This is a genomic window from Urbifossiella limnaea (assembly GCF_007747215.1).
Lineage (GTDB): Bacteria > Planctomycetota > Planctomycetia > Gemmatales > Gemmataceae > Urbifossiella > Urbifossiella limnaea.
This window is the reverse complement of sequence record NZ_CP036273.1, coordinates 5,361,646-5,382,955: the sequence shown is the minus strand read 5'-3', so window position 1 is coordinate 5,382,955 and position 21,310 is coordinate 5,361,646. Positions and strand designations below refer to the sequence as shown.

The 21,310-nt window shown below is 70.8% G+C and carries 20 protein-coding genes and 1 tRNA gene; 16 read left to right on the top strand and 5 right to left on the bottom strand.

The genetic code is table 11. The features are described from left to right. Nucleotides 1-723, top strand: coding sequence for a Bax inhibitor-1/YccA family protein (locus ETAA1_RS21935; RefSeq protein ID WP_202920321.1), 723 nt, complete (start codon nucleotides 1-3; stop codon nucleotides 721-723). Nucleotides 724-786: 63 nt separating this feature from the next. Here the strand turns inward: ETAA1_RS21935 and ETAA1_RS21930 are convergent. Further along, nucleotides 787-871, bottom strand: a tRNA-Leu gene (locus tag ETAA1_RS21930). 59 nt (nucleotides 872-930) lie between these two features. On the opposite strand from ETAA1_RS21930, the gene ETAA1_RS21925 reads away from it, so the two are divergent. Beyond that, nucleotides 931-1,560, top strand: coding sequence for a MarC family protein (locus ETAA1_RS21925; protein ID WP_145242281.1), 630 nt, complete (start codon nucleotides 931-933; stop codon nucleotides 1,558-1,560). Between the two features lie 20 nt (nucleotides 1,561-1,580). Here ETAA1_RS21925 and ETAA1_RS21920 read toward each other — a convergent pair whose 3' ends face one another. Further along, nucleotides 1,581-5,141: a tubulin-like doman-containing protein gene (locus ETAA1_RS21920; RefSeq protein ID WP_145242279.1), complete on the bottom strand. Its 3,561-nt coding sequence runs from the start codon at nucleotides 5,139-5,141 to the stop codon at nucleotides 1,581-1,583. A gap of 162 nt (nucleotides 5,142-5,303) precedes the next feature. Here ETAA1_RS21920 and ETAA1_RS21915 point away from each other — a divergent pair, with 162 nt between their 5' ends. From ETAA1_RS21915 to moeB, 13 genes are all read left to right on the top strand, one after another. Then, the gene (locus tag ETAA1_RS21915; RefSeq protein WP_145242277.1) at nucleotides 5,304-5,747 is read left to right on the top strand and encodes an ASCH domain-containing protein; all 444 of its coding nucleotides are present in this window, start codon (nucleotides 5,304-5,306) and stop codon (nucleotides 5,745-5,747) included. A 19-nt stretch (nucleotides 5,748-5,766) separates the two neighbouring features. Continuing rightward, nucleotides 5,767-6,465, top strand: a complete 699-nt coding sequence (locus ETAA1_RS21910) for a (5-formylfuran-3-yl)methyl phosphate synthase (RefSeq protein ID WP_145242275.1) — start codon at nucleotides 5,767-5,769, stop codon at nucleotides 6,463-6,465. Continuing rightward, complete coding sequence (locus ETAA1_RS21905) at nucleotides 6,462-6,959, top strand: hypothetical protein (RefSeq protein ID WP_145242273.1); 498 nt, start codon at nucleotides 6,462-6,464, stop codon at nucleotides 6,957-6,959. The genes ETAA1_RS21910 and ETAA1_RS21905 overlap by 4 nt, the downstream gene beginning before the upstream one ends. A 17-nt stretch (nucleotides 6,960-6,976) precedes the next feature. After that, nucleotides 6,977-8,734 (top strand): DUF885 domain-containing protein, encoded by a 1,758-nt coding sequence (locus ETAA1_RS21900; RefSeq protein ID WP_145242272.1) that lies wholly within the window; start codon nucleotides 6,977-6,979, stop codon nucleotides 8,732-8,734. 69 nt (nucleotides 8,735-8,803) lie between these two features. Continuing rightward, nucleotides 8,804-10,075, top strand: a complete 1,272-nt coding sequence (locus ETAA1_RS21895; RefSeq protein ID WP_145242270.1) for an outer membrane protein assembly factor BamB family protein — start codon at nucleotides 8,804-8,806, stop codon at nucleotides 10,073-10,075. 2 nt (nucleotides 10,076-10,077) lie between these two features. Then, the gene (locus ETAA1_RS21890; RefSeq protein WP_202920320.1) at nucleotides 10,078-10,767 is read left to right on the top strand and encodes a class I SAM-dependent methyltransferase; all 690 of its coding nucleotides are present in this window, start codon (nucleotides 10,078-10,080) and stop codon (nucleotides 10,765-10,767) included. Between the two features lie 77 nt (nucleotides 10,768-10,844). Continuing rightward, a complete protein-coding gene (locus tag ETAA1_RS21885) occupies nucleotides 10,845-11,846 on the top strand; it encodes a type I phosphomannose isomerase catalytic subunit (protein WP_145242266.1) in 1,002 nt (333 codons plus the stop codon). A gap of 67 nt (nucleotides 11,847-11,913) precedes the next feature. Then, nucleotides 11,914-12,108 (top strand): 50S ribosomal protein L32, encoded by a 195-nt coding sequence (gene rpmF, locus ETAA1_RS21880; protein ID WP_145242265.1) that lies wholly within the window; start codon nucleotides 11,914-11,916, stop codon nucleotides 12,106-12,108. Between the two features lie 66 nt (nucleotides 12,109-12,174). Continuing rightward, a complete protein-coding gene (gene fabD, locus ETAA1_RS21875) occupies nucleotides 12,175-13,083 on the top strand; it encodes an ACP S-malonyltransferase (protein ID WP_145242263.1) in 909 nt (302 codons plus the stop codon). Nucleotides 13,084-13,366: 283 nt separating this feature from the next. Next, nucleotides 13,367-13,615: an acyl carrier protein gene (gene acpP, locus ETAA1_RS21870; protein WP_145242260.1), complete on the top strand. Its 249-nt coding sequence runs from the start codon at nucleotides 13,367-13,369 to the stop codon at nucleotides 13,613-13,615. 20 nt (nucleotides 13,616-13,635) lie between these two features. Next, entirely contained in the window at nucleotides 13,636-14,886 is a 1,251-nt protein-coding gene (gene fabF, locus ETAA1_RS21865) for a beta-ketoacyl-ACP synthase II (protein ID WP_145242258.1), read from the top strand. A gap of 18 nt (nucleotides 14,887-14,904) precedes the next feature. Next, nucleotides 14,905-15,336 carry a hypothetical protein gene (locus tag ETAA1_RS21860; RefSeq protein ID WP_145242256.1) on the top strand — a complete coding sequence of 144 codons (432 nt, stop codon included), beginning with the start codon at nucleotides 14,905-14,907 and terminating at the stop codon, nucleotides 15,334-15,336. A 29-nt stretch (nucleotides 15,337-15,365) separates the two neighbouring features. Then, complete coding sequence (gene moeB, locus ETAA1_RS21855) at nucleotides 15,366-16,547, top strand: molybdopterin-synthase adenylyltransferase MoeB (protein ID WP_145242254.1); 1,182 nt, start codon at nucleotides 15,366-15,368, stop codon at nucleotides 16,545-16,547. Between the two features lie 103 nt (nucleotides 16,548-16,650). On the opposite strand, the gene ETAA1_RS21850 is transcribed toward moeB, so the two are convergent. Both ETAA1_RS21850 and ETAA1_RS21845 read right to left on the bottom strand, forming a co-directional pair. Beyond that, nucleotides 16,651-17,943: an MFS transporter gene (locus tag ETAA1_RS21850; protein ID WP_145242252.1), complete on the bottom strand. Its 1,293-nt coding sequence runs from the start codon at nucleotides 17,941-17,943 to the stop codon at nucleotides 16,651-16,653. An 84-nt stretch (nucleotides 17,944-18,027) separates the two neighbouring features. After that, complete coding sequence (locus tag ETAA1_RS21845) at nucleotides 18,028-19,617, bottom strand: vWA domain-containing protein (RefSeq protein ID WP_145242250.1); 1,590 nt, start codon at nucleotides 19,615-19,617, stop codon at nucleotides 18,028-18,030. 176 nt (nucleotides 19,618-19,793) lie between these two features. Here ETAA1_RS21845 and ETAA1_RS21840 point away from each other — a divergent pair, with 176 nt between their 5' ends. Then, nucleotides 19,794-20,981 carry a molybdopterin molybdotransferase MoeA gene (locus ETAA1_RS21840; protein WP_145244736.1) on the top strand — a complete coding sequence of 396 codons (1,188 nt, stop codon included), beginning with the start codon at nucleotides 19,794-19,796 and terminating at the stop codon, nucleotides 20,979-20,981. An 8-nt stretch (nucleotides 20,982-20,989) separates the two neighbouring features. Here ETAA1_RS21840 and ETAA1_RS21835 read toward each other — a convergent pair whose 3' ends face one another. Further along, nucleotides 20,990-21,268, bottom strand: a complete 279-nt coding sequence (locus tag ETAA1_RS21835; protein ID WP_145242248.1) for a hypothetical protein — start codon at nucleotides 21,266-21,268, stop codon at nucleotides 20,990-20,992. Nucleotides 21,269-21,310 lie beyond the last annotated feature (42 nt).

Below are 21,310 nucleotides of genomic sequence, written 5' to 3'. Positions count from 1 at the left end.
GTGAGTTACGCGTACGACGACACCTACGGCGACGGCTACTCCGTCGCGTCCCGGCCCGTCAGCGAGCGGGCGGCGTTCATCAAGCGCACCTACCTCCACCTCGGCGGCGCCGTCCTGGCGTTCGTCGCCATCGAGGCGGCGCTCATCTCGTCCGGCGTCGCGCTGGAGATCGTGCAGACAGTGTTCGTCGGCCGGGTGGCGTGGATCGGCCTGATGGTGCTGTTCATCGGCGGCGGGTACGTGGCCCAGTACATGGCCCGGTCCGGCCAGTCGGTCGGCGTGCAGTACGCCGGCCTGAGCCTCTACGTGCTGCTCGAGGTGCTGATCTTCCTGCCCATCCTCACGATCACGCAGTTGGTCCCGGCGTACGCGAACGTGCCGATGCAGGCCGGGATGGTGACGCTGCTGGTGTGCGGCGGGCTCACGGCCGGTGTGTTCCTGTCCGGCAAGGACTTCTCGTGGATGGGGCCGATCATCGGGGTGGCGTCGATGCTGGCCCTCGGGCTGGTGATCGCGGCCGTGGTGTTCGGGTTCAACCTCGGGCTAATCTTCTCGGTGGCGATGGTCGGGCTGGCGGCGGCGGCGATCATCTACCAGACGTCGAACGTGATGCACCACTATGGCCCGCGGGAGCACGTGGCAGCGAGCCTGGCGCTGTTCGCGTCGGTGGCGACGATGTTCTACTACGTCCTCCGCATCTTCATGGCGTCGCGGGACAACTGACCGGCGCACTGGGTTGAACGACAACGCCCGGGGATGACCGTCCCTGGGCGTTCTCGTTTGATGTGGGCACCGCGGGACTCGAACCCGCACGGCGGTTGCCCGCCTGCGGCTTTTAAGGCCGCTGTGTCTGCCATTCCACCAGGTGCCCGGTGGGTCGTCATCTTCCCGCCCGCGGCGGCGCCCGGCAAGGGCCGTACAACAGCCCCGATGCTCGACTTCGCCACCACCGCGTTCGTGTCCGTGCTGTTCCTCGTGGACCCGCCCGGCACCGTCCCCGCGTTCATCGCCCTGACGAGCCGCTTCACGCCCGCCAAGCGCCGCCGCACCGCCCTCGTCGCCAGCGTCGCCGCGACCCTCATCCTCATGGCCTTCGCGGCCGTCGGGAACTACCTCTTCCGCGTCCTCGGCCTCACCCTGCCGGCGTTCCAGATTGCCGGCGGGCTCGTACTCTTCGTCGTCGCCCTCGACATGATCCGCGCCCAGCGGACGACGCAGGAGGAGCCGTCCGACATGGAAGAAACGTCGGCCGCCGCGGAGGTCGCGATCGCCCCACTGGCCATCCCGATGCTCGCCGGGCCGGCAGCGCTGTCCACGGTGACGGTGCTGATGGCGCAGGCCGAGGAGACGGCCGCGGTCGGGCTCGTGTTCGCGGCGATCGCGCTGACGGGGGTGGTGTGCTACCTGACGCTGCGGCTCGCGGAGCCGATCCAGCGGCGGCTCGGGCGGACCGGCGTCCACGTCCTCGACCGCGTGCTCGGGCTCGTGCTCGCCGGCATCGCGGTGCAGTTCGTGTTGAACGGCCTGGCCGCCGCGAAGTTGATTCCCCCGCCGCAGTGAGTCGCCGGGGGTTCGGTCGTTCACACGATGGGGGCCCACGCCACGTCCCCCCGCGCGTGCGGCGGGTGGTCGCCCGACTGTAGCACGGCGAGTGCCTCCCGGCCGTACTGCCCCAACTGCGGCAGCGCGGCGAGCTCCAGCCGCGGGTACTCGCGGTAGAAGGCGATGTCGTCCGCCAGCGGGGCCGCGGTGAACTCGACACTCGGGATCGCCGCGGCAACCACGTCGCGGAAGCGGTCGCCGTCCGCGCCGGGCGGGGCCGCCAGAACCGTGACCTCCTCGGGCCGCACGCCGCCGGAGCCGGGCAGGTCCGGGGTGGCGCCGTCGAACGCCTCCGCGATGAGCGAGTGGTCGGCCTGGCTGCCGGTGCGGTTCCGGAAGAACACCGTCGCCGGGTCGGCCGCGTCGAGCCGGCCGTCGAGGAACTCCCGCGACCGCGTCGTCAGGAGCTCGCGGAACACCGGCCCCTTCTCGTTCGGCTTCAGGCACACGCCGGCCAGCCCGCGGAACTTGCGGGACACTTCCTTCTGGAAGCGGGCGTCGAAGTCGAGTACGTCGTCCGGGTTCAGCCCCGCGAGGAAGCGGTCGGCCGCGTCGTCGAGGGTGGCGCACCCCTCGGGCAGGATCAACTTCCCCGGCCCGACCGACCCGCCGGCGGCGGCCCCGGCGTCGAGCGCGGCGTGGAAGCCGTCCAGCCCGGCGCGGCACATGCTCACCTCGCGCAGGTACTCGGGCGTGCTGCCGAACAGCTTCCGGTACGCCGACAGGCACTGCGACAGGATCATCAGCCGCAACTTGCTGCGCGGGTACAGGCGGAGGAGGTCGAGCACCTCGCCCGTCGCCGCCACCTTCCACCGGCCCTCGCTGAGGGCGGCCAGCGCCTGGAGCATCTTCGAGTAGTCGGACTTCGTCTGCTTCGTCAGGTCGGCGTGGATCGGCTCCAGCGCCTCGATCTGCCGCTTCAGCCGGTCGCCGACCTGCCGCACGGCCTCCTCCGCGCCCGCCAGCCGGTACTGCGGCTGCTCGATGAACGTGACCGTCATCGTGGCCAGGTGCGACTCGGCCTCCTTCGCCCACTTCTCGAACTGGGCCATCAGCGGGGCGTGGAGGACGCCGCGCTGGGCGTCGTCCTCGGCGTCCGGCCGGCCGACCATCGCCAGCAGTTGCTCGACGACCGGGAGCACGGCGTTGACCTCCATCCGCGAGCCGGACGGGGTGCGGGTGCGGAGCGGGTCGATGAACGCGTCGATGACTCGCTCGGGCTCCTCGCGGAGGTGGTTGCGGGCGGCCGCCTCGAACGCCTCGACGACGTGCTCGAATGCCAACTTCCGCTCGGCCCACTGGCTGTCGAGCCACGCCCGGATCGGCTCCTTGAGGCCGCCCGCGTCCTTCGCCGCCCACTGCTTCGTCAGCCGCATGGCGAACCGCCGGGTCGCCGCCGACAGCACCTCGGGCCGCGGCCACGTCAGCCGGAACAGGCCGAACGACTGGCAGACCGGGGTCGGACTCGGGAAGGCGTTGCGGTGGATGTCGCGGAGCTCGTCGGTGACGCGGCCGGCGGGCGTCAGCATCTCGTTGAACAGGGCGCGGGCGGCGCGGCCGGCGGCCAGCGCCCGGCCCTTCGGGTCCACGCCCTTGGGGAGCACCTGCACGGCGACGCGGGCGAACGGGGCGTCGCCGTCCTGGATCGGCGGCTCGCTCCGGTCGAACGTGGTGACGTACTTCGTCTTGCGAGCCTGGTAGTGGTACAGCTCCGTGAGCGCGGCGTGGGTGTTGCCGAGGGCCGCGGTCCGCGGGGCGTTCTTCTCCGCCGGCGGCACCAGGAACACGCCGGCGACCTCGGGCCGGACGTACCCCACGGCCCGGAGTTCCTGCCGGATGATGAACGCCAGGTCGAGGAACATGCCGCCGCCGGTGCCGCCGCCGAGGCCGGCGAGGACGTAGGCCCGCGGGCGGTTCGTGCGGAGGCCCAACTGCGTCGCCTTCTCGGCCTTCGCCAACGGCTCGTCGGTCTGGAAGTTGCCGATCTCCTGGCGGAGGCGCTGGGCGATGGCCTTGTAGTGATCGACGAGCGCGAGCCGGCCGAACGCCCGAACCCCGGCCGCGGCGACCGGGCTTCGCGGCAGCTTGTACAGCACCCCTGGCGGCAGCCACTGGTCGACCGGCGGGAGGCCGTCTCGCTGTAGGTAATGGACGGACCGGTTGAGCCGTGCCAGCACGAGGCCGCGGGTGCTGGCGGCGTCGCCCAGTTGGTCGGCGACCGCGGGGTCAGTGTCGATGGCGACGAAGCGGATGTTCGGCACCTTGTCGGTGTTCCCGTAGCGGTCGGCGATCACCTGTCGGAGTTGGTCGGCGATCTGACGGCCGATGCCACCCACGGCAACGACCAGCGCGGGGAACAGCACGCCGTCGCCGGCCTTCTCCGGCGGCGCCAGGCCGATCGCGTTCATCAACTGCGTCTGCACGACGTCCGGCTTCTGGAGCGTGACTGCTGGCGCGGGGCCGAGCGCCGACGACCCCGGGGTGACGAGCCGCGGCACCACCGTCCCCGCAGGGCCGACGGTGACCAGCCCCGGCATCGGGCCGAGCGGCCCGGTCGGGCGCGGGGCGGGTGTCGGGTCTTTCGCCGCGGCGTCGTGGCCGAGCCGGCCGGACCCGCCGACCTGCACGCGGGTCGCCCACTCGGACGCCGGCAACTCGGAGTCGGGCGGCCGACGCCGAGGCGTCTGGTCCGGGGACGGCGTCTGCGGGGGGGCGGGCAAGCCGGAGTTCTTGAGCGCCCGCACCATCTCGGAGCAACTCGGCCAGCGGTCATCGGGCTTCTTGCTGAGCGCCCGCGCGATCACCGCCCGGTCGCCGACCGGCAGCGAGTTCAGCTCCGGGGTGCCGTTGAGGTGCTGCATGAGCAGCTGGCGGGTGTTCGCCCCGGTGAACGGCCGCGCGCCGGTCAGCAGCTCCTGGAAGACGATGGCGAGGCTGTACTGGTCGGAGAACCGCGAGACGTAGCCCTCGAACGTCTCGGGCGCGGCGTACACCGGCGTGACGCCGCCGGTCACCGTGGCCCGCACGCCCTCGAGCAGCTTGGCGAGGCCGAAGTCGCCGACCTTCACGTGGTTGAACACGATGAAGAGGTTCTGCGGCTTCACGTCCAGGTGTTGAATCTGGTAGTGGTTGTTCATCAGGTCCAGGGCCTCGGCCGTCTCCTCCATGTAGCGGAGGAGCTCGTCCCGGGGGATGCCCGGGAGGCCCTGGCTGCGGCACCGGCGGAACCGGTCCCACAGGTTCTCGTCGGCCAGCTCCATGACGATCATGAGCTGGCCGTCGATGATGTCGTACCGCTCGAGCGACAGGACGTAGGGGTGGCGGATGGTCTGGACGCGCTTGAGCGCCTTGAGCTCCTGTTCCGCCGGGCGGCTGTCCTCGTCGGCGGCGTCGAGGTCGCCGAAGACGAACTTCATGGCCTTGAGGAGACCGCCGGGTGCCTCGACGCGCCACACCTCGCCGAACCCGCCGCGGCCGAGCCGCTCCTGGAGCCGGTAACCGGGCAGCGGTTCTTCGTTGCTGACCAGCTTGACAGCCATGACTCGCCGGTACGGGTGCGCGGGAGTTAACGGGGCGGGCCGCCGGCGCTGCCGGGGCTACGGGCGTACGTATCCTTTAGCTCACCCCCCGGGGTTTGGCAAAAACTCAAAGCGCCGGTCCGCCCGGCAAAACCGCCCGAACCGGACCCCGGGTGAGCTGCCATGAGCAATGCCTTTGCGCTGTCGGTGAAACAGCCGTGGGCCGCCCTGCTCGTGGCCGGAGTGAAGCTGGTGGAGGTGCGGACGTGGGCCACGCGTCGCCGCGGCCGGGTGCTGATACACGCCGGGCTCGTACCCGACGACCGGCCCCAGGCGTGGGAGCAGGTGACCACCCCGGAATTGGAGGAGGCTGCCCGGCAGCGCGGCGGCATCGTCGGCGAGGCGGAACTGGTCGGCTGCCGGACCTACGACTCGGCCGACGCCTTCGCCGCGGACGCCGGCCGGCACCTGAACGACCCCGGTTGGTTCGCTCCGCCGAGGCTGCACGGGTTTGAGTTCCGAGCCGCCCGGCCGCTGCCGTTCCGCCGGCTGCCGGGGTTCACCATGTTCTTCCGTGTGCCGGACAGCACCGCCGAAAGCCCGGGGACGGCCGTCCCCGGGCTTTGACCCGAAAGGAATTCGCGCCATGCCCGACACCCCCGGTCTGCTCGTCAGCGTCCGCTCGGCCGACGAGGTGGACGACGCCATCGCCGGCGGCGCCGACCTGATCGACGTGAAGGAGCCGGCCCGCGGCCCGCTCGGCGTCGCCGAGCCGGAGGTGGTCGGGGCCGTCGTCGAGAAGGTGAAGCGCCGCGTGCCCGTGAGCGCCGCCCTCGGCGAGTGGGGGCCGAACGCACTGACGGAAGCGCACTGGCACCTGGAGTTGAAGCTCGACTACGTGAAGTGGGGGCTCGCCGGCTACGCCCACACGCCGGGCTGGGGCGAAGACCTGCTCGACGCCCGCCGCAGCCTCCCGGCCGGCATGGAGATGGTCGCGGTGGCCTACGCCGACTGGGAGCGGGCGAAGTCGATCCCGCCGGCGGAGGTGGCGAAGTTCGCCAAGCGGTTCCGCTTCCGGGCGGTGCTCATCGACACGTGTGTGAAGGACAGCAAGACGCTGCTGGACTTCATCAAGCCGGCCGAGCTGGCGGAGCTGGTGGACGGGCTCAAGCGGGTGTACACCAAGGTGGCGGTCGGCGGGTCGCTGAAGCCGGAGCAGCTGCCGAAGCTGAAGGGCGTGGTGCCGGACTACTTCGCGGTGCGCGGGTCGGCGTGCGCCGGCGGCAAGCGCGACGGGGTCATCGACAAGAGCCGCGTCAAGAAGTGGAAAGAGGCGCTGGGGTGAGCCACCCGTTTCTCGACCTCGCCACCGAGGCGCTGAACCAGCTCCACCCGCGCTTCGCAGGCAAGGGGGCGCTCGCCTACCCGCCGGGCGACGCCGACGGCCCCGCGGCCGCCCGCAAGGAGCGCGAGCGGCCGTTCGTCCGCGAGTTCTACCACCAGTTCCGCCGGCTGTGGGACAAGGCGCTGCCGGTGCGGCTCGGGCTTGGGCACGTCGTCATTCAGCCCGACCCCGCCCCGCCGCCGGGTCGGCAGCCGGATTTACTCGTCTGGCAGCTCGGCGAACACGGCGCCGCCGACCGCCCGCTCGCGGCCCTGTGCTTCGTCAGCGGAACTAACACCGACGCACTCGCCGTCGACCTGACGGCTCTGACGCGCTACCGTACCGCCGGGTACGCCGTGGCGGTGCTCGTCGTCGTCGGCACGACGGAAGCCGTCGCCCCCGAGGGCGTCACGATTCTCCGCTTCGACCCCGACCGCTGGCTAGCAGTCCCGTAGCCCCCGCGAGAACCCCCATGCGATTCGCCGCCCCCGCCGCCCTGGTCCTCCTGGGAATCGCCGTCATGGCCACCCCCGCCGCCCAGCCGCCGGCCGCCGTGAGCGCCGAGGACGCCCGCCTCGCCAACTTCTTCCAGAGCTATCTCGACCAGCAGTTCCGGCTCCACCCGGTCTACGCGACGCAGCAGGGGAACCACGACCACGACGACCGCATGGACGACCTCTCGCCCGCGGCCCGCGCCAAGGACGTGGAGCTCACCCGCAAGACGCTCGCCGACGTGAAGAAGGAGATCGACCCCAAGAAGCTGTCCCGCGACGGCCGCATCGACTTCGAGGTGTTCACCCACAGCCTCGACTACTCGCTGTGGAGCGTTGCGAACGACAACCGCTTCGAGTTCGACCCGCGAGTGTACGGCGAGTTCCTCACCGACAGCGTGTTCCTGTTGTTCACGCAGTCCACGCTGCCGCGCGAGCGGAACGTGCAGAACGCCGCGAAGCGCGTCGCCGCGGTGCCGCAGGTGGTTGCCGCCGCGAAGGCCGGCCTGAAGAACCCGCCCAAGATTCTCACCGAGGTGACGATCCGCCGGAACAAGGGGGCGATCGCCTTCTACGAGAAGGACATCTGGGAGTTCGCCGGCGAGACGCCCGGCAGCGAGCCGCTGGCGACGCCGTGCCGCGCCGCCGTCGCGGCGCTGAAGGACTACCAAACGTGGCTCGAAACCGACCTGCTGCCGCGCTCCACGGGTGAATGGCGGCTCGGCGAGGCGAAGTTCGCCAAGAAGCTCGAACTGGAACTCGACGCCGGCCTGACCGCGGCCGAGGTGCTGAAACTCGCCGAGGGTGAGGCCGACCGCGTCGAGCGCGAGATGTATTACGTCGCCAAGCAGCTGTGGTCGAAACTGTTCCCCGGCCGCGTGCTCCCGCCCGACGACGCCGACGGCCGCCGCGCTACCACCGCCGCCGTGCTCGCCGAGCTGGGCAAGGACCACGGCAAGCCGGAGAACCTCCTCGCCGACGTGCGCAAGACCGTGGACGGCATCCGCACCTTCATCCGCGAGAAGAAGATCCTGACGCTGCCGGACCCGGACACGTGCAAGATCGTGGAGATGCCGGAGTTCCAGCGCGGGTTCTCGGCCGCGTACCTGAACCCGGCCCCGCCCCTCGACCCGAAGGCGGACAGCCTGTACGCCGTCGCCCCGCCGCCGCGGGACTGGAGCGCCGAGCGGGTGGCGACGTTCTTCCGGGAGTACAACACGCCGATGCTCCAGGTGCTGACCATCCACGAGGCGTACCCCGGGCACTACGTCCAGCTGGCGTACTCGAACCGCTGCCCGTCGCTGGTGCGGAAGGTGCTGTCGTCCGGCGTCTTCGCCGAGGGGTGGGCGGTGTACACCGAGCAGATGATGCTCGACCAGGGCTACGGCGCCGGCGACCTGTCGCTGCGGCTGCACCAGCTGAAGTTCTACCTGCGGGCGGTGCTCAATGCGATCCTCGACCACCGCATGCACTGCGCCGGCATGACCGACGAGCAGGCGCTGGCGCTGCTGATGGGTCGGGGCTTCCAGACCGAGGCCGAAGCCGTGGCGAAGGTGGCGCGGGCGAAGCAGAGCAGCACGCAGCTCTCGACGTACTTCGTGGGCCGGACGGCGTTCTACCGGCTGCGGCAGGACGTGCAGCGCCGCCGCGGCGACGGCTTCGTGCTTGGCACGTTCCACGAGCAGGTGTTGAGCCACGGCACGCTGCCGGTGAAGTACCTGCCCGAACTGGTGCGTTGAACCCGCGGGCGGGTTCGGATACGCTGGTCCGCATTCCCGCCCTTGCACTCCCGCCCGGAGCCCGTCCCCGTGCTGACCCGCCTCCCGCTGGCCGCGATCGCCGCGGCCCTCCTCACCGCCCCCGTTGCCGCCGACAACTGGCCGCAGTGGCGCGGCGTCAAGAACGACGGCCACGCCGCCGGCCCGGCCCCGACCGAGTGGGGGCCGGACAAGAACGTCGTCTGGAAGGTCAAGCTCCCCGGCCGCGGGTCGTCCACCCCGTGCGTCTGGGAGGACAAGATCTTCATCACCTCCCTCGACGCGGCGGGCACCTCGCTCCTGTGCTTCGGCGCCGACGGGGTGGAGAAGTGGAAGGCGAGCCTCGGCGGCCCGTCCGGCCGCGGCGGCCGCGGGGACGAGGGGAACGACGCCTCGGCGTCGTGCAGCACCGACGGCAAGCACGTCTGGGCCTTCGCCGGTAACATGAAACTCGCGTGCTTCGACATGGCCGGCCGCGAGACGTGGTCGGTCGACCTGGACAAGTACGGCAAGGTCGGCACCCGGGGGATCCAGTTCGGGATCCACTGGACCCCGGTCCTGTACAAGGACAAGCTGTTCCTCCAGGTGATGCACAAGAACGCCCAGAAGGTGGTGGCGCTGGACGCCGCGACGGGCAAGGAGCTGTGGGCGGTCGAGCGGCCGGGGTACAGCAAGGGCGAGAGCCCGGACGTGTACGCCTCGGCATTCGTCTGGGAAGGGCCGGGCGGCGAGGCGCTGCTCGTGGCCCATGGAAACGACTACTGCACCGGCCACCGGCTCGACACCGGCGCAGAGGTGTGGCGCGTGGCCGGGCTGAACCCGACCACCAACGGGGCGTGGCGGTTCGTGTCGTGCCCGCTGGTCACCCCGGACCTGATCCTGGTGCCGTCGTGCAAGAACGGGCCGCTCGTGGCGTTCAACCCGGTCGGGGCGACGGGGTCGATCAGCCCCGGGAATCCGGCCGAGAAGTGGCGGCACAAGGAGACGCCGGACGTCGTCTCGCCGCTCCGGGTCGGCAACATCGTGTACACGCTCAACTCCGACAACGGCGGGCTGACCGCGCTCGACGCCGGCACCGGCAAGCAACTGTACCGGCAGTCCCTGCCGGCGAAGCAGATCTACCGCGGCAACATGGTCCACGCCGACGGGAAGATTCTGATCGTCGGCCGGGAGGGGGTCGGGTTCGTGATCCAGGCCGGGCCGGAGTTCAAGGTCCTGGCCACGAACGACCTGAAGGAGAAGGTGTACGCGTCGCCGGCGGTCGCCAACGGCCGGCTGTACGTCCGCACATGGGACCACCTGTACTGCTTCGGCGCGAAGTAGCCGTGTCCGCCGAGCTGTTCCGCGGGTGGGAGCTGTACGACCGCATCACCCGCGCCAACCACATGAAGCACGCCGAGACGGAGGCCGCCGTCCGGGCGGCCCTCGCCCGGCGGGCCGGCCCGCTCCGCGTGCTTGATCTGGGCTGCGGCGACGGCCGCGTGGCGGCCGACGTGCTCGCCGCGAGCCGGGTGAGCGATTACGTCGGCGTCGATCTGTCCGAAGGCGCACTCGACCTGCACGCCCGCCGGCCCGCGCCCGGGTCCTGCCTCACCGCCACGCGACGGCTCATCTGCGGCGACATCGCCGGCACGCTTGCCACCCTACCCGCCGGCGGGTTCGACCTCGTCCTCGCCGGCTTCTCACTCCACCACTTCCCGACGGACCGGAAGGCCGGTGTTCTCGGCGACACCGCCCGCGTGCTGGCCCCCGGCGGGTGGTTCGTTTGGACCGACACCTACCGCCGGGAAGGGGAGTCGCGGGAAGCGTTCCTCGCCCGGTTGTTCGTGGAGGTGCGCACCGCCTGGGTCGCGGCCACGCCCGACGAGCGCGAGCAGTTCGTCAGCCACATCGGCGAGTTCGACCACCCCGAGCCGCTGTCGTGGATGACGGGCCGTCTCGCGGCCCGCGGGGTGGCGCTGGCCGAGGTGCTGTACCGGGACGAGTTTTACGTGTCCCTCCACTTCACGAAGTAGGCCGGCGGCCGGGTCGGGTGGTGCCCCCGCCGGGCGTGAGGTATCCTTCCAAAGCCCCTCCCGGTCAGGATGCCCCGATGTCGCTGCCGCCGCTCCGGTTCGAGCCGATCTTCAAGGAAAACCTCTGGGGTGGCAGCCGGCTCCCCGCCTTCCTCCGCCGCCCGGCTCCGCGCGCGGGAGCGATCGGTGAGGCGTGGGTGCTCTCGGACGTGGACGGCAGCCCCAGCATCGTTGCCGACGGCCCCCACGCCGGTAAGACCCTCCGCCAGCTACTCGCGGCCGACGCCCGCGCCATTCTCGGCAGCGCCCCGCTCGTCAACGGCCGCTTCCCGCTGCTGCTGAAGTTCATCGACGCCCGGCAGGAACTGTCGGTGCAGGTCCACCCGGACGACGCCCAGGCCGCGGCTGCTCAGCCGGGGGCGAACGGCAAGACGGAAGCGTGGGTCATCCTCCGCACGAACCCGGACACGAGCCGCGTCTACGCCGGCTTCCGCGAGGGCGTCACGGCCGCCGACTTCCGCGCCGCCCTGGTGACGAAAACGGTGCCGCAGACGCTCCACTGCTTCACGCCGGCGCCCGGCGACTGCGTCTTCCTGGAGGCCGGCACCGTCCACGCCATCGGGGCCGAACTGGTCGTGTTCGAGGTGCAGCAGACGTGCGACATCACGTACCGGCTGTACGACTGGGACCGGGTGGACGAGAAGACGAAGCAGCCGCGCGAGCTGCACGTCGAGCAGGGGCTGGCGTGCGCCGACTTCACCCGCGGCCCGTGCCCACCGGTCACGCCGACCCGGCGGCGGGTGTCGGCCCGCCGGGAACCGGTGGAGTGGCTGGCCGACTGCCAGTATTTCACGTTGTTCCGGCAGACGAGCGAGACGCCGTTCGTCGTCGGGGAGAACGGGCTCTGCCGGCTGGTCGTGTGCGTGGCGGGGTCGGGCGAGTTGGTGAACGGGACGCGCACGCCGGTGTCGGTCGGGGATGTGGTGCTGTTGCCGGCGTCGTCGGGGGCGGCGGTGTGTCACCCGGCGGGGTCGATCACCCTGTTGGAGTGTGGCGTCGGACCCGGGCCTGCGCGTTGACGCCCCCCGGCCGCGGTCCTACGATATCCGTCTTGTTTCCGTCCACCGCTCCGGCTGGGGGTTAGAGATGGCCGTTCCGAAGCGCCGCACGTCGCGGTCCCGCAAGGGCACCCGCCGCAGCCACCACCACGTCACGCCGGTGCAGGTGCAGTACTGCCCGAAGTGCAACGAGGCGGTGATGCCGCACCGCCTGTGCCCGAACTGCGGCTCCTACCAGGGCCGCGAGGTCATCAACATGGACGCCGGCGACGACGCGAAGTAACGCGGCCCGCGGCTCGTCGGTCGGGCCGCGCCTCCGAGGCCCGACCTCCGACGCGGACCCCTCCCGATGCCGAACACCGCTCTCCTCTTCCCCGGCCAGGGTGCCCAGGCCGTCGGCATGGCCGGCGCGCTGTGCCAGAGTCACCCGCCGGCCCACGACCTGTTCCAGCACGCCTCGGCCGCCCTGGGGTACGACCTGCTGGACGTGTGCGTCAACGGCCCGGCGGAGCGGCTCAACGCCACCGACGTCAGCCAGCCGGCCATCTTCGTCGCCAGCCTCGCCGCCCTCGACCAACTCCGCGCTACGCAGCCGGAGGCGCTGTCGGCCGTCACCGCGACCGCCGGCCTCAGCCTCGGGGAGTACACCGCCCTCGTCTTCGCCGGGGCGCTGTCGTTCGACGACGGCCTGAAGGTCGTGAAGGCCCGCGGCGCGGCCATGCAGGCGGCCGCGGTTGCCACGCCGTCGGGAATGGTCGCGGTGCTCGGCGTCGACGCCCCGGACGTGGAGGCGCTGGTGGCCGAGGCGCGGGCCGCCGGAACCCTGGAAGTGGCGAACTACCTCTGCCCGGGGAACACGGTCGCGTCCGGCGTGCTGCCGGCGCTCGACCGGCTCGAACAGCTGTGCCAGGAGAAGGGCGGCATCCGCACCGCCCGGCTGGCCGTGGCCGGGGCGTTCCACACCGCCTTGATGAAGCCCGCCGACGACGCACTGGCGGCGGCCCTGGCGGGCGTCGAGCTCAAGCCGCCGACGACCCCCGTGTGGTCGAACGTGGACGCGCGGCCGCACACCGACCCGGCCGAAATCCGGGAACTGCTGGTGCGTCAGGTGCTGTCGCCGGTGCGCTGGGAGGACACGCTGCGCGGGCTGATGGCGGCCGGCGTGGAGCGGTTCTACGAGGTCGGCCCCGGGCGGGTGCTGGCCGGGCTCATGAAGCGCGTCCACCGCAAGGCCGACTTCACCAACGTGACGGCATAATGCCGAAGTCCGAAAGCCGACATTCGAGCCACACCGCCGGTTTCGGATTTCGGGCTTCGGATTTCGAATTTCGGGCTTCCGCGCGACGCCCGCGGGTGTCCGTTCGCCCGCGGGATCGCTAGTATCTGTCGTGTCCGCCCGGCTTTCGGGAGTCGAGGAGTGATCCGCCCGGCCCTCCGCTGGCCGCCGCGGGCCGAAGCCATACCGTTCCCATTGCCGCGGCGGCCGGTCGGAGCCGGTCCGCGGGGCTCGGCGGGGCCGCCCGCCGCCGGAGGGTGTAACCGTGTCCGTCGAGCAGCGCGTCACCGAGATCGTCTGCGAGCACCTGGCCGTCCAGAAGGACCAGGTCAGCCGCACCACCAAGTTCATCGAGGACATCGGGGCCGACTCCCTCGACATCGTCGAGCTGGTGATGGAACTCGAGGAGGAGTTCGACATCCAGATCCCCGACGACCAGGCCGAGAAGATCAAGACGGTCGGCGAGGCCGTCGACTTCATCGAGGCCGCCCTCAAGAACAAGCCCCAGGGCTGACGACTCAGGTGCCCGCACCCATGACACGCCGCCGGGTGGTCATCACCGGCCTCGGGACCGTCAACCCGCTGGCCCACGACGTGCCCGCGTACTGGCGGGCGCTTCTCGCCGCACAGTCCGGCATCGCCCCGATCACGCTCTTCGACGCGTCCGCCTACAAGGTCCGCATCGGCGGCGAGGTCAAGAACTTCACCCCCGCCCCGGTGATCGACGCCCGCGCCGCCAAGCGGCTCGACCGCGTCGTCCAGCTCGGCATGGTCGCCGCCGACGAGGCCATCAAGGACAGCGGGTTCGACGTCTCGAAGGCCGACCCGTTTCGCTGCGGCGTGATCATCGGCAGCGGCATCGGCGGGCTGGCCGAGTTCGAGAGCGGCCACCACGACCTGCTGAACCCCGCCAAGGGGCCGAACCGGCTCAGCCCGTTCATCATCCCCAAGATGATCGCCAACTCGGCGGCCGGGAACATCTCGATCCGGTACCACCTCCAGGGGCCGAACACCACGGTCAGCACCGCGTGCTCGTCGGCGGCGCACGCCATCGGCGACGCCATGCGGCAGATCGCCTACGGGTTCGCCGACGTGATGGTCACCGGCGGCACCGAGGCCGCGATCACGCCGATGGGCCTGGGCGGGTTCATCGCCTGCCGGGCGCTGTCGGAGCGCAACGACGACCCGGCCCACGCCAGCCGCCCGTTCGACGCCGGCCGCGACGGCTTCGTACTCGCCGAGGGGGCCGGCATCCTCGTCATTGAGGAGTTGGAGCACGCGAAGGCCCGCGGCGCGAAGATTTACGCGGAAGTGGTCGGCTGCGGGAACACGGCGGACGCGTACCACATCACGGCCCCGCACGAGGACGGCGCCGGCGCGGCCGCGGCGATGCGGGCGGCGCTGGCCGAGGCCGGCTGGAACCCGACCGACGTGGACTACATCAACGCCCACGGCACGAGCACGCCGCTGGGCGACGTGGCCGAGACGAAGGCGGTGAAGCACGTCTTCGGCGACCACGCCAAGAAGCTGATGATGTCGAGCACCAAGAGCATGATCGGCCACCTGCTCGGCGCGAGCGGCGGCGTCGAGGCGATCGCGTGCGCCCTGAGCATCCAGCAGGGGAAGGTGCACCCGACGGCGAACCTGACGCAGCAGGACGTGGCCGGCGGGTGCGACCTGGACTACGTGCCGAACGTGGCCCGCGACGCCCGCGTGCGGCGTGTGCTGTCGAACAGCTTCGGCTTCGGCGGCCACAACTGCTCGCTCGCGCTGGCGGCGGTGTAGTCGTATTCGGGGCAGCCCATGCCCGATGAAGCGATCGTCGCCGTCACGATCCTCGGCGTCGCCGTCTGGTGGGTGGTCCTGATCTGGTCGGTATCCTGGTGGACCGGCTGGCGCACGCTCGCCCACCACTACCACCTCGCCGGCCCGTTCCACGGCCACACCCACCGCTTCCAGCACGTCAGCCTGGGTTGGAGCAACTACGGCGGGTGCGTCACCGTCGGCAGCAACGCCGACGGCCTGTACCTTGCGGTCATGCTCCCGTTCCGACCGGGGCACCGGCCGCTGTTCATCCCGTGGGTTGAAATCAAGTCCGCGGAATTCGTGCGGAAGTGGTACGGGTCGTGGCTCGAATTCCGCACGGCGGCGGCCCCGTGGGTGCGGCTGCGGCTGACGGAGCGCCTCGGGAAGCGGGTCGCGGCCGACGCGAATCGCGCGTGGTCGGCGGCGTAGAATAAGGCTCTTTCCCACGAGACGAGTTGATGCCCCTCCCCGACCTGCTCGCCGGCCGGTGGCCCGACGTGGCCCTCACGCAGAGCGAGTACGCCCGCTACTCCCGGCACGTCATCATGCCCGAGGTCGGGCTCGACGGGCAGCGGAAGCTGAAGGCCGCCAGGGTGCTCGTCATCGGCACCGGCGGGCTCGGCTCGCCGCTGGCTCTGTACCTCGCCGCCGCCGGCGTCGGCACCCTCGGCCTCGTCGATTTCGACACCGTGGACGCCTCCAACCTTCAGCGGCAGATCATCCACGGTTCGAAGGACATCGGCCGCTCGAAGTGCCAGTCCGCCGCGGACAAACTCCGCGACATTAACCCCGACATCACCGTCGTGCTCCACGAGGAGCGGTTCACGTCAAAGAACGCAGAAGCGATCGTGCGTGACTACGACATCGTCGTGGACGGCACCGACAACTTCCCGACGCGCTACCTCGTGAACGACGTGTGCGTGCTGCTGAACAAGCCGAACGTGTACGGCAGTATCTTCCGGTTCGACGGGCAGGCGACGGTGTTCCACCCGGCGGTGGGGCCGAGCTACCGCTGCCTGTACCCCGAGCCGCCCCCCCCGGGCGAGGTGCCGAGCTGCGCCGAGGGCGGGGTGCTGGGCATCCTCCCCGGCGTCATCGGCTGCATCCAGGCGACCGAAACCGTGAAGCTGATCCTGGGCATCGGCGAGCCGCTGATCGGCCGGCTGCTCCACTACGACGCCCTGAACATGACGTTCAAGACGTACAAGATTCGCCGCGACCCCAAGTGGCCGGTCGGCGAGCCGCACCCGACCGTGAAGGGGCTCATCGACTACGAACAGTTCTGCGGCGTGCGTGGGGTAGCTGCACCGCCGGCGGGCGGCGTCGGGGAGATCACGCCCGAGCAGTTGAAGAAGCGGGTCGATGCCGGCGAGGCGGTGTACGTGCTGGACGTGCGGAACCCGAACGAGTTCCAGATCTGCCGCATCCCGGGCACGGTGCTGTTGCCGTTGCCGGAGCTGCCGGCGCGCTACGCCGAGGTGCCGAAGGACCGCGAGGTCGTGGTCCATTGCAAGAGCGGGATGCGCAGCGCCAAGGCGATCGAGTTCCTGACGGGGCAGGGGTACACGCGCCTGCTCAACCTCACCGGCGGCATCCTGGGGTGGGCCGAGAAGGTGGACCCGGGGATGCCTAAATACTGAGAATGACCAATTCCCGATGACCCACCAATGACCAAGGAAGGCCAGCCGTGTCTTCCCTGGTCATTGGTGGGTCATCGGGAGTTGGTCATTCCCGGCTTCCGGTTCACGCTCCCCACTTTTCCTCATCCGTTTCCGCCGGGGCCGGCGGGCGCTTCGGCGTCATGCGGAACAGCACCACGAACACCGCCAGGCACACGAACACGCCGATGCTCGGCACCATCCAGAAGCCGTTCCAGTCCACGGCCTTCGTCGCGGGGTCGGTGTAGCGGTCGAGCAGGACGCCGCTCAGGACGCTGCCGAGCCACATCCCGACGCCGTAGGTGAGGAAGCTGAACAGCGCCTGGGCGCTGGCGCGGATCTCCTTCGGCGCCTCGTTGTCGCAGTGGATGAACCCGGCCGCGAAGAAGAAGTCGAAGCAGAACCCGTGTAGCGCGACGCCGACGATCGCCAGCGCGAACCCGACCCCCTCCGGCCCGGCGTGGGCGAAGCACAGGTAGCGAATCCCCCAGCAGGCCATGCCGAGCACGAGCACGCCCTTCATCCCGATCCGGAAGAGGAACAGCGGCAGCAGCGGCAAGAACACCGTCTCACACACCTGGCCGATGAGCATCGTCGAGCCGGTCTTCGTCACCCCGCACGCCTTCTCCAGGAAGTTGCCGGTGATGGAGTAGTAGAAGGCGAGTACCACGGTGATCGCCAGCGACACGAGGAAGAACACGGCGAACGAGAAGTCCTTGAACAGCCCCAGCGCCTGGACGAACGGCACGGCGTCGCCGGCCTTGGCGGTCGGCGGCGTCTTCGGGAGGAGGAAGCTGTACACGCCCAGTACGCCGGACAGGCCGGCGGCCAGCAGCAGCGGGCCGTTCGTGTCCGACGCCTTGCCGCCGTCGCGGGCGAACACGAAGTCGATGGCGAACCCGGCGGCGATCCACCCGAGGGTGCCCATGACGCGGACGCCGGGGAAGTCGCGCTGGCCGTCCGGCACGTGACGGAAGGTGATGGAATTCGCCAGGACCAGCGTCGGGTTGTACAGCAGCGCGTACCCGAACGTGAGGGCGAACAGGGTCCAGTACTGGCCGGGGTCCTGGGTGGTGGCGATGAGGTACAAGAACCCGGCCCCGAGCAGGTGGCACAGGCCCATGAACTTCTCGCTGTCGATGAACCGGTCGGCGACGTACCCGGCGAAGATGGTGGAGAAGATCGCCCCGAGGGCCATGTTCCCGAAGATGGCGCCGGTCTGCTCGCCGGTGAACTTCAGGTTCAGCAGGTACGGGAAGAAGACGACGAACCACGACCCCCAGACGGCGAACTGGAGGAACATCATGACCGAGAGCTGCCCGCGGACGAGCGGGTCGAGCGGCGGGGCGGACGAACTGCCGGACGCGGCGTGAGCCATGAGGGGGCTTCCGTTCGGGGGTGGGTTGCTCCCGAATGTAAGCCCCCGCGCCGCGGCCGGCAACCGGGAAAGCGCGGCCCGGGGTCACTCCTTCGCGGCCAGCGCCATCGTCTTCCGCACCAGGTCCAGGAACGCGTGCCGGTGGCCGCCGGGGTCGTACCCGCACGCCGCCTCGGCGCGGGCCAGCGCCGCCGCCGCGTTCGCCCCGCCGCGGTACTCCGACTGCCGGAGCACCAGCCCCCACTCGGCCACCGCCGCCGCGAACGCGAAGTCCTCGGCCGCCGGCCCGCCCGACCCCCGCAGCGCCGCCGACAGTTCCTTGCTCGTCTCGCCGAGCGGCGCCTTGTAGCGCATCCGCACCGTCAGCCACTCGTCGGCCGGGCCGGCCGGCTGCGGCGGCGCCTGGTACTTCAGCGGGTCCACGCCCGGCACCTCCACCGACACGCCGACGGGAACGATCTCGTACAGCGCCGTCACCGTGTGGCCGCTGCCGAGGTCGCCGGCGTCCACCTTGTCGTTCTTGAAGTCCTCGTCGCGGAGGAGGCGGTTCTCGTAGCCGAGGAGCCGGTACGCCGCCACCCGCGCCGGGTTGAACTCCACCTGGAACTTCACGTCCTTCGCCACCACGCTCAGGGCCGCGCCCTGCTCCACGAAGACGCGCCGCGCCTCGTCCAGCGTGTCGATGTAGCCGTAGTGGCCGTTCCCCTTGCGGGCCAAGCTTTCGAGCCGGTCGTTCTTCAGGTTCCCCATGCCGAAGCCGAGGACGGTCAGGAACACCTGCGAGTTCCGCTCGCGCTCGATCATCTGGTCCAGCTCGCTCGGGCTGACGACGCCGACGTTGAAGTCGCCGTCGGTGCAGAGGACGACGCGGTTCGTGCCGCCCCCGACGAAGCTGGCGCGGGCCAGCTCGTAGGCCTTGGTGATGCCGCCGGCGCCGTTCGTGCCGCCGGCGGCGCGGAGCCCGTGCAGCGCGGCCAGGATGGCGTCCTTCTTGCTCCCCGGGGTCGGCATCAGGGCGACGCGCGAGTCGCCGGCGTAGGTGACGACCGACACCTGGTCGTCGTCGCGGAGCTGGTGGACGAGGAGCTCGAGCGACTGCTTCACGAGCGGCAGGCGGTTCTCGGGGCTCATGCTGCCGGACGTGTCCACGAGGAACACGAGGTTCCGCCGCGGCGCCTCGCCGGGCTCGAACGACTTCGCGCGCACCCCGACGCGGGCGAGCTGGTGGTCTGCCTTCCACGGGCACGGGGCCAGGTCGAGCGTCAGTGACACCGGGGCGTCACCGGCCGGCTGCGGGTAGCGGTAGGTGAAGTAGTTCACCAGCTCGGCGAGGAACACGGCGTCGCGCGGCGGCAGGCTGCCGTTGGTGAGGAAGCGGCGGACGTTGCTGTAACTGGCCGAGTTCACGTCCGCGGAGAACGTGCTGAGCGGGGCAGCCTGCGCGAGCCGGAACGGGTTCTCGACGATGCTGGCGTAGGCTTCACCGGTCTTCGCCGGGTCGCCGGCCTTGGCCTCGGGCGAGGTGGCGCTCTTCCGCTCGGCGCCGGCGGGGGCGTCTCCCGCCGGGGCACCCATCTTGAACCTGTCCCCGCAGCCGGCGACGGCGATGCCGAGGGTCGCGAGGACGGCGGCCGGGATGAAACGGCGGAGACACAACGGCCAGTGGCAGGACATGGGCCACCTCGGACGTGGGAAAGGGAGCCGAACGAACGGATCGGCACACCTGTGATCCCGCCGGCAGGCCGATATTCCCGGCAAGTCTGGCCGGTCGCTCCCGTGTGGCGTTACAGTTCCCCTGGTGGAGCCTTGTCGCGTCCGGGTGCGTCATGCTGCCGTTCCGAGATGTCCGCATGACCGGGTTCGCCGCTCGCAGCCCCGTCGCCGACGTACTCGCCCTTCTCGACGCCCGCGTTCCGCCCCTCTCGTCAGGAGTCGTAACCGTGACGGCCGCCGCGGGGCGCGTGCTGGCCGCGGCCGTCACCTCGGCCGTGGACGTGCCCGCCGTCCCGCGCTGCATGATGGACGGCTATGCGGTCCGAGCCGCCGACTCCGGTCCGCGCCGCCTCGTGGGTGCGGCGTACCCCGGTCGGCCGTTTTCAGGTGTGGTACACGACGGCGAGTGCGTCCGGGTGACGACCGGTGCTGCGCTCCCGACCGGCGCCGAAGCGGTGTTGATGGCCGAGCTGGCGGACGCGGCCGGCGACACGATTACGGCGCGGTCGGCGGTGCCGGCCGGCAAGCACGTCGGCCGGGTCGGCGAGGACGTGGCCGCGGGCCGCGAAGTGCTCCCGGCCGGCCGCGTCCTTCGCCCGCAGGACGTGGGGCTCCTCGCGTCGATCGGCGTCAGTCGCGTTGATGTCGTGCGACGGCCGCGGGTCGCGGTGCTGGCGACCGGCGACGAACTCCTGCCGCCCGGTTCGACGCCGGACGGCTCACGCATCGTGGACAGCAACTCGCCCATGCTCGCGGCGCTGGTGGCGCGCGACGGCGGCGACTGCGAGCCGACGCGCTACCTGCCCGACGACTTCGACACGACCCACGCCGCGCTTCGGGATGCGACCGCAGACGTGATCCTGGTGACCGGCGGTACGTCGGTCGGCACCGAGGACCACGCCCCGCGGGCGCTCGCCGATGTGGGCGAACTGGCCGTTCACGGCATCGGCGTGAAGCCGGCCGGTCCGACCGGCGTGGGCTTCGTCGGCGGGCGGGCGGTGTTTCTGCTGCCGGGGAACCCGGTGTCGTGCCTGTGCGCCTACGACCTGTTCGCCGGCCGGGCGGTGCGTCGGCTCGGCGGCCGGCCGGTAGCGCTGCCGTACCGGTCGGCGGTGCTGCCGCTCGCGGCGGCGGTGGCGTCCGCGGTGGGGCGGGTGGATTACGTGCGTGTGCGTGTCGAGGGTGGCGGCGCGGTGCCGCTCGGGGGCGGGGCGTCGAACCTGAGCGGCGCGGTTGTCGCGGACGGGTTCGCGCTGGTGCCGGCGGCGCGGGAGGAGATGGCAGCGGGGGAGGCGGTCGAGGTGTGGTTCTACGACGGGCCGTGACGCTCGCATTAATCAATTATCAGGATCGCGCCCGCGACGACGAAGATGAGTGCACCGATGTTCCATGCCGGCACCTTGAGCATTTCACTCCCGCGCGTGGTGTCCCAGAGTGAAGCGCGGAGCATCCGACGGCTCAGCAAATCGCACCCGATTGTCGCTGCGCCGAACGTCAAGGCGATCCAGCCCCCACCGACCTCTAACCCGGCCACGGCTACGGCGGTGATCAAGGCGGCCATCCCGACCACGGCCACGGAGGTCGCGTTAATTCCGGTCATGACGAGCAGCATCAAGGCGTCGAAAAGACTGCCAGGGTGAATCGTCGGCATCCC

Bases quoted from the DNA above. Each gene is read 5' to 3' on its own strand.
- ETAA1_RS21840 (WP_145244736.1), top strand. From the start codon at position 19,794: ATGACCGGGTTCGCCGCTCGCAGCCCCGTCGCCGACGTACTCGCCCTT.
- ETAA1_RS21900 (WP_145242272.1), top strand. From the start codon at position 6,977: ATGCGATTCGCCGCCCCCGCCGCCCTGGTCCTCCTGGGAATCGCCGTC.
- rpmF (WP_145242265.1), top strand. From the start codon at position 11,914: ATGGCCGTTCCGAAGCGCCGCACGTCGCGGTCCCGCAAGGGCACCCGC.
- ETAA1_RS21845 (WP_145242250.1), bottom strand. From the start codon at position 19,617: ATGTCCTGCCACTGGCCGTTGTGTCTCCGCCGTTTCATCCCGGCCGCC.
- moeB (WP_145242254.1), top strand. From the start codon at position 15,366: ATGCCCCTCCCCGACCTGCTCGCCGGCCGGTGGCCCGACGTGGCCCTC.
- fabF (WP_145242258.1), top strand. From the start codon at position 13,636: ATGACACGCCGCCGGGTGGTCATCACCGGCCTCGGGACCGTCAACCCG.
- ETAA1_RS21850 (WP_145242252.1), bottom strand. From the start codon at position 17,943: ATGGCTCACGCCGCGTCCGGCAGTTCGTCCGCCCCGCCGCTCGACCCG.
- ETAA1_RS21915 (WP_145242277.1), top strand. From the start codon at position 5,304: ATGAGCAATGCCTTTGCGCTGTCGGTGAAACAGCCGTGGGCCGCCCTG.
- ETAA1_RS21860 (WP_145242256.1), top strand. From the start codon at position 14,905: ATGCCCGATGAAGCGATCGTCGCCGTCACGATCCTCGGCGTCGCCGTC.
- ETAA1_RS21925 (WP_145242281.1), top strand. From the start codon at position 931: ATGCTCGACTTCGCCACCACCGCGTTCGTGTCCGTGCTGTTCCTCGTG.
- ETAA1_RS21910 (WP_145242275.1), top strand. From the start codon at position 5,767: ATGCCCGACACCCCCGGTCTGCTCGTCAGCGTCCGCTCGGCCGACGAG.
- fabD (WP_145242263.1), top strand. From the start codon at position 12,175: ATGCCGAACACCGCTCTCCTCTTCCCCGGCCAGGGTGCCCAGGCCGTC.
- ETAA1_RS21885 (WP_145242266.1), top strand. From the start codon at position 10,845: ATGTCGCTGCCGCCGCTCCGGTTCGAGCCGATCTTCAAGGAAAACCTC.
- ETAA1_RS21920 (WP_145242279.1), bottom strand. From the start codon at position 5,141: ATGGCTGTCAAGCTGGTCAGCAACGAAGAACCGCTGCCCGGTTACCGG.
- ETAA1_RS21835 (WP_145242248.1), bottom strand. From the start codon at position 21,268: ATGCTGCTCGTCATGACCGGAATTAACGCGACCTCCGTGGCCGTGGTC.